Genomic DNA, 13,993 nt, shown 5'->3' with positions numbered 1-13,993 from the left:
TATTGCCAAGTGTTTGCACCGGAACTTCGCAAGTTAAACGGTAAGCGCCAGTGCGATAGAATCGGCTTAGTATCCATTAAGGTTTAACAACGATGAGATTTATCCATACCTCGGACTGGCACATTGGCCGCCAGTTACACAATCAATCACTCTTAGAAGACCAAGCCTATGTGCTTGATCAGATTGTGACATTGGCAGAGCAGCACTCTGTCGATGCGGTGATTATTGCCGGGGATATTTACGATAGGTCGATTCCACCTGCCAGCGCCGTGGCTTTGCTCGATGAGGTGCTTAATCGCCTTATCACAGAGTTAGGGTTACAAGTACTGCTGATTGCCGGTAACCACGACGGGCACGAACGCTTAGGCTTTGCGGCCAAACAAATGGCGGCAAGTGGTTTGCACATTATTGGGCCACTGCAGGCTGATTTAACGCCGATCCGCTTAACCAGCCCAAGTGGCGATGCTTACTTTTATCTGCTGCCTTACGCCGAACCTGCAACCGTGCGCCAAGTATTTGAGGCGGAAGCTAATGGGCTTAGCGTATCCAGTCATGAAGAGGCGATGACGCTACTGTTAGAACTAGTCCGCAGCCACGACAGCCAAGGGTTACCTAAAGTCGTGGTTAGTCATTGCTTTTTAGATGGCGGCAGTGAGTCCGAGTCCGAGCGGCCATTGAATATTGGTGGTGCCGATAAAATCTCCCCACGGCTTTTTAGTGAGTTTGACTATGTGGCCCTCGGCCACTTACACGGACCGCAATATAAAGGTTGCGAGCATGTACGTTATTCCGGCTCGATTTTGAAATATTCCTTTAGCGAACAGCATCAACACAAGTCAGTCACTTTAGTGGACGTTGCAGCGCAAACTCCGGCGCAAATCCAACTCTTGCCCTTAACGGCGCTGCGCGATGTGCGGATTATCGAAGGGGAATTGGCGCATTTATTAGATCTTGGGAAAACCGATGCTAAGCGTGAGGATTATCTGATGGTCAGACTCCTCGATAAACACGCCATTTTAGATGCCATGGGCAAACTGCGCAGTGTCTATCCCAATGTGCTGCATCTAGAACGCACAGGATTAATGGCGGGCGAGCAGGCCGTCACACTCAATCGTGACCATATCAAAAAAGGCGAAATGGCCATGTTCCGTGATTTTTTCAGCCAAGTCTCTGGCGAGGCGCTGAGTGATGCGCAGCAAGCGGTTATGGATGAGATTTTAACTAAGCTTCACAGGGATGAAGGGGATAGCGTTGGATCTACTCGCGTTAAAGCCAAAGGGGAGCAATCCGCATGAAGCCACTCACGCTGTCAATGTCGGCCTTTGGCCCCTTTGCCTCGACTCAAACCATTGATTTTACCGAACTGGGGGATAACCCCTTATTCCTGATCAACGGGCCAACTGGTGCGGGCAAGACTACATTGCTCGACGGAATTTGTTTTGCGCTCTACGGCAAAACCACTGGTAACGAGCGCGAAGGCAGTCAGATGCGCTGCGATATGGCCGATGATAACTTGCTTACCGAGGTGACTTTTAGTTTTCAATTAGGCAGTACGAGTTATCGTATTCGCCGCGTCCCCGAGCAGGAAAGATTAAAGAAAAGCGGTGATGGCTCAACGGTACAAAAGAGTGAGGCGCAGCTGTATAAGATTGCCCCAGATGGCAGTGAAACCCTTATCGTCGCCAGTAAAGTGTCAGACGCCACGGCCGAAATCGAGGCATTAACCGGCTTAGATGTGGAGCAGTTCCGTCAAGTAATGGTGCTCCCGCAGGGGAAATTTCGCGAATTGCTGATGGCCGACTCTAAGGCGCGTGAGCAAATTTTTAGCCAGCTATTTCAAACTCATATTTATAAACGCATCGAAGATACCCTAAAAGCCAAGGCGGCGGATATTCGCAACCTTGTCAAAGAACAGCGCGCCCGCCGCGACGGTATTTTGCAAACCGCAGCATTAACATCCGATGACGAACTTGCCGCAGAGTTTAGCCGCATTGAACCCGAATTCGCGGCGGCGACGGCGGCAAAGGAGCAGAGCGTTGCGGCGCATTTAGCGGCATTAAAACAGCGTGATAGCGCGCAGCAACTCTTTGCTGAATTTACTCGCTTACAGGAATTGCAGGCTGAGGCGCTTAGCCTTAATGAGCAGCAAGCGCAGATTGCAACCCAAACGGCGCGGCTTGACGTCGCCAAGCAAGCAATACGGGTAAAACCCTTATTAGATAATGTCTTGTCGCGGGAGCAAGAAGCGAGTCTCGCCGCCGCTCAGCGCGATAGTGTGCAGTCGACACACGATGCCGCTAAGATCGCACTCGCACAAGCTGAAACAGCGGCCCAGGAAATCATTCCCCTCGAACATAAGCTGCGCGACCTTGAGCAGCAACACAGTCATCTCAGTGCCTTAGTGCCACAGCTGGCAGAGTTTGCCAGCCTTGAACAAGCTTTAGCGCAGGCTAAAGAGATACTGCAACACACCAAGTTGCAGGGGCAGGAGAGTAAAAATGCGCTTGCAGCTTTAGTTGAGCAGCGCAGCCATTGTGAGAATCAACAGCCAGCCTTGCAACAGCAAAGTGAGCAGCAACTTGCCACTGCGCAGGCGCTGCAGCAGTACCGTCATATGCTCGAGCAGTTCAAGCAGTGGCAACAAATATGTGCCAAAGTCGCGCACACTCAAGGGATTCTTGAGCAGGTCGGCTCACAAGGAAAAGCACTTAATACCCAATATCAAGGAGCCTCAACGGCTTACAAGTCTTTGCAGCTGACATGGTTTCAAGGTCAGGCTGCTATTTTAGCTAGAGAGTTAAAACCCCATGAGCCATGCCCAGTTTGTGGCAGTTCGGCCCATCCTCAACCCGCGGTGAGCCATGAGGAGTTGCCAACGGATCTACAATTGCAAGCGGCGCAGGATGCCGAGGCCTTGGCGCTCGATAATCTCAATAAAGCGCGGACAGAATATCGCGGGCTGCAAAAGCAATTAGAAGCACAGCAACAGCAGGCGAATGAGCTGGCAACAGCCCTTGGTGATAAGGTTGAGTTGTCGCTTGAATCCCATCGCCAAACGTTAGACGAACTGACACTGCAAGCCAAACAGGCAGACGCTGCGGCGCAAGCGCTACAGCAGTTACAGGAACAGATCAAAACCTTGCAACAGCAAGAGTCGACATTGACGCAGCAATTAGAACTTGAGCGTGAGCGTTACCGTGAACAAGAAGGTAAAGTCGAGCGCTTATCGGGTCAATTTGCGGAAAAAGCGCTGCGGATCCCAGAGGAATACCGAACACTGGAGGTATTGAATCAAGCGATTGCAGATAATCAGCAGCAACTCGAGCAGATAAAACGTCAGATTGATGCGCTCAGAGCCGCGCAGCAGCAGGCGGCGCAGCAGAGTGTGGCGGCGCAAACGGCATTGTCGGCGGCGATAGAGCATTGTAATGGCGCGGCAGATCTGCAGGTGCAAGCACAGCAGGCACTATTAGCGGCGCTGGATAATGCAGGCTTTACCGATAGAGATGCATTGCGCGAGGCCTTATTAACGGATGAGCAAATGCAGGCGCTAGCTGAGGGCATAGAGACCTATCATAGGCAGTGCTCCTTAAATCAGTCGCAACTGACTCAGCTTAAAACCAAGTTGAGCGAGTCGACATCACCCGATCTTGATGCTTTAGAGGCCTTGCTCACGGAGCGACTCGCACAGCTTAAAACGGCGGAAGAGGTATGGAGTCAACTCAACACTCGGCTCACCCTACTTAACAATACCCAAACTCAGCTGGCGATTGTTGATCAAAAGGCCAAATCCCTTGAGGATGAATACGCTGTGATTGGCACTTTGGCCGATGTTGCCAATGGTAATACCGGCAACAAAATTTCCCTGCAACGCTTTGTACTCAGCGTATTGCTCGACGATGTGTTACTTGCGGCAACGCAGAGGCTGCATTTAATGAGTAAAGGGCGCTACCGATTATTGCGCAAGGAAGACAGAGCTAAGGGCAATAAGGCTTCAGGGCTGGAGCTTGAAGTCGAGGATGCCTACACCTCTAAAGTGCGTCCCGTGGCGACCTTAAGTGGTGGTGAGAGTTTTATGGCGGCCTTGTCGATGGCCTTGGGCTTATCGGATGTGGTTCAAGCCTACGCTGGGGGGATAAAACTCGATACCTTATTTATCGACGAAGGCTTTGGTAGCTTAGATCAGGACTCACTCGAACTTGCCATTCGAACCCTAATGGATTTGCAGTCGGCGGGCAGGATGATTGGGGTGATTTCCCATGTGTCTGAAATGAAAGAGCAGATAGGCACCCGAATTGATATCTTGAAAACCTCCCATGGGAGTGAAATCAAGGTGATTTTGCCTTAGTGTGACTTAAGTGGAGAAGTATTAGCTTAACACTTTGTTTTTATTGAAATGATAAATGATATTTTGCGCTATTTAACATCTATATACAGAACACACAATCGGTTTAAAGTGCTAACTGACGCATGTTTTTAGTAAATAGTGCTATAAAAGTGCAAAATAGCGTTTGTCATAATCGGTTTTTTGGGATAAGTTGGCAAAATTCGGGCTTCCCCCTGTGGGACTGGTTCAAAAATATAACGCAATAACGATAACAAAAGGTGAAAGCGTTGCAGACAGGTAAACCCAATTTGGCTAATTTTCCGCAAATTCGTTTGCAGAATTTATCTTCAGCCCATAAAAATATTCTCCTAGTTGGTGGTTTATTAATCGGTGCGGCGATGTTAATGCCGAATGCCAACCATGTGGTTCCTACTGCTCAACGTATTCCCGTCGCGCTCGATCTTGAGACGATTTTGCCACAGGTTTCTGAGCCTGTTGAAACGGCTCCAATTGTCGATAATACCCCTCATTTTGAACGTGTCATTGCCTCCGGCGATACCTTAAGTGCTTTATTTTCTAAAGCCGGTGTTGACCAACAAACCATGTATAAAGTACTAGAGGCCGACTTAAACATTCTGGCGCTCGATACCTTATTACCCGGTAACCGTATTCAATTTTGGCTGGATAATGAAGGCCAACTGCAAAAGTTAGAACTGTATTTTAACGCTGCCCGCCAAGTAGTATTTACCCGTTACGAAGATGGTAGCTTTAACGTAGAAGAAATTAACGTTGAAGGCGTATGGCAAAACCGTATCGTTACTGGCGATATTAAAGGCTCATTCTATGTCTCGGCACAAAAAATGGGTTTAGCGGCGGCCGATATTCAGCGGATTGAAGATTTACTCAAAGAGAAAGTGAATTTTGCTCGGGATTTACGTGTGGGTGATAAATTTTCTGTTTTGGTAAATGATCAATATGTTGAGGGCGAAGCAACCGGAAGCAGCCAAATATTAGGCGTGAGTATTAAAACGGGCCGCTCTGAAATTAGTGCATTTCAACATACCGATGGCAGTTATTACGATGCGAAAGGCCAAAGCTTAGTGCGTGCCTTCCAACGTATTCCATTGGCTAAACAACCACGCATGAGTTCTCGTTTTAACCCGACGCGTAAACATCCAATTACTGGCCGTATTTCACCCCATAACGGTACCGACTTTTCAGTGCCTATTGGTACTAAAGTTATTGCCCCTGGCGATGGTGTCGTAAGCTTAGTCACCGATCACCAATTCGCGGGTAAATATATTGTGATTGAACACGGTGGTAAGTACCGTACACGTTATTTACACCTTTCTAAGGCATTAGTGCGCAAAGGTCAACGCGTCACTCGTGGCCAAGTAATTGCTTTATCAGGTAATACCGGACGTTCTACTGGTCCACATTTACATTATGAATTCCATGTCAACGGTAAGCCAGTGGATCCTATGAGAGCCGATATCCCAATGGCAAGCCAATTAGCGAACCAAGAATTACGTACCTTCAGCAATATCGTGAAGAGCCGCCAAGCATTAATGAATTTAGGCTAATCTATTCATTAATCCGCGCGAACCGAATATAAAAACGCCGATGAATCTGACCTCATCGGCGTTTTTATTTGCGCTGCGTTTAGTATAACCGCTGGAAAATGCTGTGTTCATCAACATACAAGCTTAATAGGGTTGATATTGGGACGAATACGGATTGAGCTTTACTGCTTTAATAAGTGATGGAGAGAGTGAAGTAGGCCGAATTAACACGCATATACACAACTGAAAGGATAAAAGTAGATATCGGCTTAGAGATGTGTCAGTGCCGAAATAAGCGAGTCACATGCTTGCGCTAGCTAGTGTGTATTGAGTTTGATGGATTACGGCTAATAAGTCGTTAACTCAAATGAATTAACTGGCTTGACGTTTCTGCATTGCCTTTAATGCACATTTACACAGACGACCTTTTAAAGCAGGGCAACCTCCGCAGGGGGATTTTTTAAAGGGACGAAGTGCAAAACTGCGTTCAGTGGGTAATGGACGGATACGCTTAATAACGGCGGATGATAAAAATTTAGCATCATTCGCTGCACTAAAATGGGCTTTAGCTAATTTAAGTTGTTTTTTGCGGGCAGTCTTATCGAGGGTTTGGATCTGCTGTTTTGCCAGATATTCGGACAATAATTGGCTTAAGTGTTTACGCTGCTGTTTTTTATTTTGAGCGTGAGTCGTATGCATAATTGGCGTATTTGCCGAATAAAGGTTTTGAAATTCAACAGGGCGATTGGATTTTGCCTGCTGTTTTTGCAGTTTCTTGGCCTGTTTGTTACACCACTTTTCTAGCTTTTTACCAATCTTTTGCTTTTTCATACGACTTTTACACGACTGTAGTGCGGTAACGGATAAGACAGATTCATTCTAAATGAAAATTATTATCAGTCAACTGTGCGTGATAAATCGATGAGTAAAATGCGAGCCTAGTCGAATAAGTTTGTTTAGTTTGAATAGGGTGATTGATTAGCGTCGATACAGGTTAGCAGTAAACGCAGATCGAATTCGAATTGATGGTAATCGGGCTCCATATAAGTACACAACTTATAGAAAGCTTTATTATGATCCTTCTCTTTTAAGTGGGCGAGTTCGTGTACAACCACCATTCTGAGCAAGGATTCGGGGACGCGCTTTAAACGTGAAGAGATACGGATTTCGTTCTTAGCCTTGATTTTATTCCCTTGCACTCTGGAGACGTAAGAATGTAAGCCAAGTGCATGATGACTCATGCTAATTTTGTCATCGAAGATCACTTTCGACAGGGGAGAGGATTGGCGTAAAAACTGATTTTTTATCCCTTGGGTATAGTCATAGAGGGCTTTGTCGCTGCGGATCTCGTGGACTGTGGGATGACGGCGCAGCAAAACATCCGCAAGCTTTCCACCTTCGAGTAGTTGCTGAACTTGGCGTTGGATATCCGGACTATAACCGCTTAAATATTTTAAGGTTTGCATTGTTTTGAGCTGTGGGGAAACGAGCTTAGCGCTACAGCCGCGCTAAGCTCACAGGCTTTAAGCTTTACCGAAGATACGGCGATTTTGCTGAGCGTAGGCGGCCTCAAAGGCGGGTTGTTGGACGCGTTTGAGATCTAAGCTGTCAAAATCAACTTGAGGCGGATTACGCTTGTTTTGTTCCTTGATCGCAACAGGCGATAACAAGGTCACCGGCAGATCGCCGAGTTGAATTGCGGCTTCGAGTTTAAAGCTGGTGGCAGAGCCTGCCAGTTTGCCTTTTTGCTCGCGCTCGATAACGACGATTTCATCGACCTTATAATCTTCCATTAACTTATGGAAAGCGAAGTGAAATTCACGGATAGTTTCCGCTGAGGCTGATTGAGCGACGCTAAAAGACACTTTACGGCAGCTTGGTACGTTGAAGGTTTCACCTTCGTAGCTCAGCAGACTGATAATGGCTTCGCCGCCTTTTAATTCAACACCACAAATTCGCATGTTACACCTTTAAATATCAACATTTCTTACATATGGCAGGAGCATATTCCCACCCGTAATGTCGAGAGTCTGCACTATGGACTCTCGCGAGTAAATCATTAACGCTCGTCGTCATGATCCTGCAGCAGAGGCGCCGCAGGTTTTTTACGCATGGGCGCATCACCCACATCAACCCCAGTGATAAAGCGTTTGTCACGGGAGGCGGCCGTTTTAACCGTTTTTGATTTGGTTTTCGCTTTGGTTTTTGTACCAGCCTTAGTGACCGCTTTAGTTGCGGCAGTCTTTGGCTTGTCTTTTAATCCACTAAATTTAGCTTCGAGGCCCTGAATGACACTGATCTCAAAGGTCTTTCTGAGGAAGAGTTGTACTTTCTTAAAGTTATCCCAATCCTTAGGGCCAACGAGGGAGATTGCATCACCTTTTGCGCCCGCGCGGCCGGTACGACCGATACGGTGGACATATTCTTCGGCAAATTTGGGCATGTCGAAGTTAATGACGAGGGAGACATTGAGTAAGTCTAAGCCACGGGATGCCACATCTGTGGTCACCAGAATCTGCTGCTGACCGCGGGCAAATTGATCCATGATTTGATTACGGGCCGCCTGCTTCAGCTCGCCGCTTAACGCCGCGGTGGCAAAACCTTGCGCCGAGAGTTTGCTGGCTAAGCGCTCGGTATCGGCGCGGGTGGCGGTAAAAATAATCACTTGCTTGTGGGTTTCGTCACTGAGCAAACGCGTGAGCAGGGCTTCTTTGTGATCTAAATGATCACACAGATAAATCCGTTGGGTAATGTCCTGATGCTCAGTGTGGGCAGCGCCAATCGCCACATGTGATGGATTTTTGAGTAATGCGGCGGCAATCTCATTGATTTCACTGTGATCTAAGGTGGCCGAAAACATTAAGGTTTGACGGCGCTTATGATCTGCAGCGGCGTTAATGGCTTTTAATTGCGGCGCAAAACCCAGATCCAGCATACGGTCGGCTTCATCGAGGACAAGCAGTTCTAATCCATTGAGGAAGAGGTTTTTTTGCTCTAAATGATCGGCGATACGTCCCGGCGTTGCCACGATAAAATGCGGCTCTTTTGCCAGCGCCTTGGCTTGATCGTTAAAGTTCTCACCGCCCAACACGCTAATGGCTTTGTACTGAGTGTTGGCAACTAGCAAACGTAGCTGGCTATACACTTGGTGGGCCAATTCGCGGGTTGGTAATAAAATCAGTACTCTAGGATCGCGCTTGGTTAAGGCGCGGGTGGAGATAACCCTTTGCATCGCTGGCAACAAAAACGCTAAGGTCTTACCCGATCCTGTTTTTGATGACGCCATTAAATCTTTACCTGCCAATGCGATAGGCAGTGCTTGTTCCTGGATGGCGGTTGGGGTCGCAATCCCCATATGCTTTAAGCTTTGTAACAGACGCTGGTCCAGAGAAAAATCAGTAAACTGCAAAGGTATATCCCCTAAATCTGAGTGAGGGCAGATTATAGCCTTAAATCACTATGCTCAGCTATCTTGATTGGTCATTATCTTACTGAATCCGTTAAATCGCCGCAGATATGGCTAGCCGCTATTGGTTCTTCACTCTCGTCATGCAGAACCGTTCCATAGGTTCGTTAGGTAGGCTGATTGTTCAAATACTCTTTAATGCCGCCCATTACCGAGTTAACGAATAATCATGCATTAATCATTGACAGTGTTCAGAACGGAACTTAGCTTATTCAAATCATAGAGTTGTTAAGGGAAATATATTATGGGCAAGGGAACAAAACCCACCATTGGCATCGCTCTTGGAAGCGGAGCCGCCAAGGGCTGGGCTCACATCGGTGTACTCAATGGCCTTGCCGCCATGGGAGTCAAACCCGATAAAGTGGCCGGATGTTCAATCGGCGCGCTCGTCGGGGCGGCCTATGCCCATAATCATTTGACTGAGCTTGAGGAATGGGTGCGCAGTTTTTCGAGCTGGGATGTCCTCGGGTTAATGGATATTCGTTGGCGTAAGGGCGGTTTGATCGGCGGTGAGAAAGTCTTCGATGTGCTGCAATCGCGCATCGGTGATATCAATATTGAAGACTTAGAGCGACCCTTTGCAGCAATCGCGACGGACTTGTATTCGGGGCAAGAAATCTGGTTTCGCCATGGCGATTTACGCCAAGCTGTGCGCGCCTCTTGCTCAATGCCGGGAATATTAGCCCCCGTTCGTCAAGGAGACCGTTGGTTAGTCGATGGCGCTGTGGTGAACCCTGTGCCTGTGTCAGTGAGCCGCGCGATGGGCGTCGATATTGTGATTGCCGTGGATTTGCATGGGTTTCATTCTGGGCGGCTGCAAGTATTGCCCGTCAATATGACCAGCCATAAGGCGCCGAAGGAAGAAACCGAAATGCCCGCGCGCCAAGAAACTGGCTTTATGGATTTATTTGCTAGGGGGCGGGAGTATGTCAGCAGTTTAACCGACAAGTTCTCCCTCGGCACTAAATCCAACCCCGGCATGATTGCGGTGATGTCTCAATCGATGGGGATTTTAGAGCAGCGCCATAAACGGGCGCGTTTGATGGGAGATCCGCCCGATGTCTTGGTTGTGCCCGAAGTCGCCAATATCGGCACCATGGAATTTCACCGCGCCGATGAGGCCATAGCGGCGGGGGAGGCGGCTGTCGCTAAAGTGGCGCACTTGATTGAAGCCGCGATCTGGAAAGGCTAAGTCGCGAGGATACTTAGGGCGTGTTGACGTTTCGAGATTAGATTTTGTTCGTTCTGGCAAGCTCGTGCTCGCGAAACGAATAATAATTTAGGCAAGTGACTGTTTGATTGGCTTATTTTTTGCTTTAACCCCATCACACAGTGTTAGATGCCGAATTATTGACGATGAATCCTCTTTTAAATGCCTTAAATCTGAACCGTAGCAGTGTTGCCGATGCCTATGGCCTGAACAGCAAGAAGACGGACACGAGTAAGACTGACGCAAGTAAGACAAAGCCCAGCACGGATGCCAACTCATCCACCAAGGATACGCCTAAAACTGAAGCGAAACCGAGTGATGAGATTGCCTTGTCACCCCGTGCGCTTCGGGCACAAAAAATCCAAGCCATGTCGAAGGACTTTTTTGCCGATGGCCAGTTTAGTGTGTCAGATATTCCGGCCCTAGTGTCTCGGCTGCAAAAGGACGGCATTTTGTCCGATGCACAGGTTGAGCGACTGTCACAAAACGGCATTAATTTGCCGAGCCAAAAGCCGAGCAAGCAATCCCTGCAAGACTTTATCGATGACGAGCTGAAGTCCTTAGCGGAAAAGTCACCCAACAGTCCGATGATCAACACCTTAGTCGATGCTAAGAATGTATTGTCGAATATGGATGATGCGCAATCCCCTGTGCTGGCACAAAAAGCCACCAAGGTATTTGGCCAGTTAACCGATTATCTAAATAGCAATCCAACACTGAGTGACAGCCAAAAGCAGTTATGGCAGGGGCTTAAATCGACCATGCAAGTGGCTTCCTCCATGGGGATGCAGCAATCGGCATCGGGGCAACTGAGTAGTTATCTTGCCTTAGCCAAGCGTTAACCCTGTCTGAATGCAAACCTTGGCTAAGGGCAAACGCCGAGCTAAGGACTCCTTTTATTCCAAGGACTTTTAATTCTAAGGATTTTTTATTACAAGGACTTTGGCTTTAGGGCCAAGGTCCTTTGTCGTGATTAGCGGGTATTTTTAGCGTCCGCTATCCTGCTTTATGGCTAAGGTCAAGGCTTAAAACTGAGATCATTGGGCTTGGCTACAGTTCTTCTTTGTTCTTTTTATCCATCCGATAAATCATGATCTGGATCATGGAATTTTAGGTGTTAATGCCGCCTAATTGCCTAGATATTGTGTTTTTTGACTATCTAAGCACTATATGTAGTGTTAATTTTAATCGGAATGGAGAGGAACTGAACAATGCCAGTCGTGATCAAGCGGGATGGTTGCCGCACACCTTTTGATGAAACAAGGATAAGAGATGCAGTGATAGCGGCTGCAAACTCGGTTGGGATAGAGGATGCAGACTATGCCGCGACGGTTGCCGCTTGTGTGAGGGAGCGAGTGGCCAATCTGGCAGAAGTCGAGATCCACCATTTACAGGACGCAGTTGAAAACCTACTGATGGAAGGGCCTTACAAGTCCTTGGCGCGTGTCTATATCGAGTATCGCCATGACAGAGATATTTGCCGCGATGCGACCAGTAAGCTCAATCTCGAAATCCGTGGTTTAGTCGAGCAGAGCAATGCCGCGCTGTTAAATGAAAACGCCAATAAAGACTCTAAAGTGATCCCAACCCAACGGGATTTACTCGCGGGTATCGTCGCGAAGCATTACGCCAAGAGCCATATTCTGCCTAAGGATGTGGTGGCCGCCCATGAACTTGGTGAAATCCATTACCACGATCTCGATTATTCGCCGTTTTTCCCGATGTTTAACTGCATGTTGATTGATTTGGCGGGCATGTTGACCCACGGTTTTAAGATGGGCAACGCCGAAATTGAAACCCCAAAATCCATCTCCACCGCTACGGCGGTAACAGCGCAGATCATTGCCCAAGTGGCGAGCCATATTTATGGCGGCACCACGATTAACCGTATCGATGAAGTGCTCGCGCCATTTGTGGCGAAGAGCTATGACAAACACTATCAAGTGGCGCTCAACTGGCAGATTAAAGATGCCAAGGCCTATGCGACGGCGCTCACCGAAAAAGAATGCCATGATGCTTTTCAATCCCTTGAATATGAAGTGAATACCTTACATACCGCCAATGGGCAAACGCCCTTTGTGACCTTTGGTTTTGGTCTTGGTACCTCGTGGGAGTCGCGTTTAATTCAGCAATCCATGCTGAAAGTGCGTATGACGGGCCTAGGTAAAAATCGTAAGACTGCTGTGTTCCCTAAGTTAGTGTTTGCGATTCGTGATGGCATTAACCACAAGGCTGGTGATTGCAACTACGATGTCAAACAAATGGCCCTAAAATGCGCCAGCATGCGCATGTATCCAGATATTTTGAACTACGAGCAAGTGGAAAAGGTCACGGGTTCATTTAAAACCCCTATGGGCTGTCGTAGCTTTTTAGGCTCCTATAAAGAAAATGGCGAACTGGTCCATGAAGGGCGCAATAACCTTGGGGTGGTGAGCTTAAACTTGCCCCGTGTAGCCCTCGAGGCCAATGGCAATGAAGCTGAATTCTATCGCATTTTAGATGAGCGTTTACTGCTTGCCCGCCGCGCATTAGACACCCGCATCGAACGCTTAAATGGCGTTAAAGCTAGAGTTGCGCCGATTCTGTATATGGAAGGCGCCTGCGGTGTGCGCCTGCGCGCCGATGATGATATCGCCCAAATCTTTAAAAATGGTCGGGCATCGATTTCATTAGGCTATATCGGTTTGCATGAAACCATCAATGCGCTCTATGGCACTGAAACCCATGTATTTGATGATGCCAAGCTTAGAGAAAAAGCGGTGGCGATTGTCGCGCACCTTAAAGCGGCTACCGATGCATGGAAGGCCGAAACCGGTTATGGGTTTAGCCTTTATAGCACCCCGAGTGAGAGCCTCTGCAGCCGTTTCTGCAAACTCGATGCGCGCCAATTCGGCGTGGTTGCAGGCGTAACTGATAAGGGTTATTACACCAATAGCTTCCACTTGGATGTGGAAAAGCGGGTGAATCCTTACGATAAAATTGATTTTGAGCAACCCTATCCTGCGATCGCCAATGGCGGATTTATTTGCTACGGCGAATACCCCAATATGCAGCACAACATTGAAGCGCTCGAAAATGTGTGGGATTACAGCTATAGCCGCGTGCCTTACTACGGCACTAACACGCCGATTGATGAATGCTACGACTGCGGTTTTACCGGTGAGTTTAGTTGTACCAGTAAAGGCTTTACTTGTCCTAAATGTGGCAACCATGAGCCAAGCAGGGTATCTGTGACGCGTCGGGTATGCGGTTACTTAGGTAGCCCCGATGCCAGACCATTCAACCATGGCAAGCAAGAAGAAGTGAAACGCAGGATCAAACACTTGTAACACTTTTGCCTTGTTTGTTTTGTTACACTGGCACAGTCGCACTGGTGGCGACTGTGCTTTGATCTTTAGCCCCTAACCATATTGGGCTTTAGCGCGGAC

10 protein-coding genes are annotated in these 13,993 nt (G+C 48.0%); 6 read left to right on the top strand and 4 right to left on the bottom strand.

The genetic code is table 11. The features are described from left to right. Positions 1–92: 92 nt before the first annotated feature. The 3 genes from SHEWANA3_RS13765 to SHEWANA3_RS13755 all read left to right on the top strand — a co-directional run bounded on the left by SHEWANA3_RS13765 (position 93) and on the right by SHEWANA3_RS13755 (position 5,910). Positions 93–1,295, top strand: a complete 1,203-nt coding sequence (locus SHEWANA3_RS13765; protein WP_011717510.1) for an exonuclease SbcCD subunit D — start codon at positions 93–95, stop codon at positions 1,293–1,295. Beyond that, entirely contained in the window at positions 1,292–4,348 is a 3,057-nt protein-coding gene (locus SHEWANA3_RS13760; protein WP_011717509.1) for an SMC family ATPase, read from the top strand. The genes SHEWANA3_RS13765 and SHEWANA3_RS13760 overlap by 4 nt, the downstream gene beginning before the upstream one ends. A 266-nt stretch (positions 4,349–4,614) precedes the next feature. Then, positions 4,615–5,910, top strand: a complete 1,296-nt coding sequence (locus SHEWANA3_RS13755; RefSeq protein ID WP_011717508.1) for a peptidoglycan DD-metalloendopeptidase family protein — start codon at positions 4,615–4,617, stop codon at positions 5,908–5,910. Positions 5,911–6,261: 351 nt separating this feature from the next. Here the strand turns inward: SHEWANA3_RS13755 and SHEWANA3_RS13750 are convergent, their stop codons facing one another. From SHEWANA3_RS13750 to SHEWANA3_RS13735, 4 genes are all read right to left on the bottom strand, one after another. Further along, positions 6,262–6,720 (bottom strand): hypothetical protein, encoded by a 459-nt coding sequence (locus SHEWANA3_RS13750; RefSeq protein WP_011717507.1) that lies wholly within the window; start codon positions 6,718–6,720, stop codon positions 6,262–6,264. 125 nt (positions 6,721–6,845) lie between these two features. Further along, positions 6,846–7,355 carry a YgjP-like metallopeptidase domain-containing protein gene (locus SHEWANA3_RS13745; protein ID WP_011717506.1) on the bottom strand — a complete coding sequence of 170 codons (510 nt, stop codon included), beginning with the start codon at positions 7,353–7,355 and terminating at the stop codon, positions 6,846–6,848. A 57-nt stretch (positions 7,356–7,412) separates the two neighbouring features. Further along, positions 7,413–7,850: a DUF3010 family protein gene (locus SHEWANA3_RS13740; RefSeq protein WP_011623199.1), complete on the bottom strand. Its 438-nt coding sequence runs from the start codon at positions 7,848–7,850 to the stop codon at positions 7,413–7,415. Positions 7,851–7,948: 98 nt separating this feature from the next. Then, a complete protein-coding gene (locus SHEWANA3_RS13735; RefSeq protein WP_011717505.1) occupies positions 7,949–9,298 on the bottom strand; it encodes a DEAD/DEAH box helicase in 1,350 nt (449 codons plus the stop codon). A gap of 301 nt (positions 9,299–9,599) precedes the next feature. Between SHEWANA3_RS13735 and rssA the strand changes: the two genes are divergently transcribed. The 3 genes from rssA (at position 9,600) to nrdD (ending at position 13,894) form a co-directional block, all read left to right on the top strand. Continuing rightward, complete coding sequence (rssA, locus tag SHEWANA3_RS13730) at positions 9,600–10,547, top strand: patatin-like phospholipase RssA (protein WP_011717504.1); 948 nt, start codon at positions 9,600–9,602, stop codon at positions 10,545–10,547. Positions 10,548–10,711: 164 nt separating this feature from the next. Continuing rightward, positions 10,712–11,407 carry a hypothetical protein gene (locus SHEWANA3_RS13725; RefSeq protein WP_011717503.1) on the top strand — a complete coding sequence of 232 codons (696 nt, stop codon included), beginning with the start codon at positions 10,712–10,714 and terminating at the stop codon, positions 11,405–11,407. Between the two features lie 369 nt (positions 11,408–11,776). Then, a complete protein-coding gene (nrdD, locus tag SHEWANA3_RS13720; RefSeq protein WP_011717502.1) occupies positions 11,777–13,894 on the top strand; it encodes an anaerobic ribonucleoside-triphosphate reductase in 2,118 nt (705 codons plus the stop codon). Positions 13,895–13,993: the final 99 nt, after the last annotated feature.

Source organism: Shewanella sp. ANA-3 (assembly GCF_000203935.1).
GTDB lineage: Bacteria > Pseudomonadota > Gammaproteobacteria > Enterobacterales > Shewanellaceae > Shewanella.
This window is presented reverse-complemented; position numbering and strand designations above follow the sequence as displayed.

Excerpts from the sequence above, each read along its gene's own strand:
- SHEWANA3_RS13765 (WP_011717510.1), top strand. The coding sequence starts at position 93 with ATGAGATTTATCCATACCTCGGACTGGCACATTGGCCGCCAGTTACAC.
- SHEWANA3_RS13760 (WP_011717509.1), top strand. The coding sequence starts at position 1,292 with ATGAAGCCACTCACGCTGTCAATGTCGGCCTTTGGCCCCTTTGCCTCG.
- SHEWANA3_RS13750 (WP_011717507.1), bottom strand. The coding sequence starts at position 6,720 with ATGAAAAAGCAAAAGATTGGTAAAAAGCTAGAAAAGTGGTGTAACAAA.
- SHEWANA3_RS13745 (WP_011717506.1), bottom strand. The coding sequence starts at position 7,355 with ATGCAAACCTTAAAATATTTAAGCGGTTATAGTCCGGATATCCAACGC.
- SHEWANA3_RS13740 (WP_011623199.1), bottom strand. The coding sequence starts at position 7,850 with ATGCGAATTTGTGGTGTTGAATTAAAAGGCGGCGAAGCCATTATCAGT.
- rssA (WP_011717504.1), top strand. The coding sequence starts at position 9,600 with ATGGGCAAGGGAACAAAACCCACCATTGGCATCGCTCTTGGAAGCGGA.
- SHEWANA3_RS13725 (WP_011717503.1), top strand. The coding sequence starts at position 10,712 with ATGAATCCTCTTTTAAATGCCTTAAATCTGAACCGTAGCAGTGTTGCC.
- nrdD (WP_011717502.1), top strand. The coding sequence starts at position 11,777 with ATGCCAGTCGTGATCAAGCGGGATGGTTGCCGCACACCTTTTGATGAA.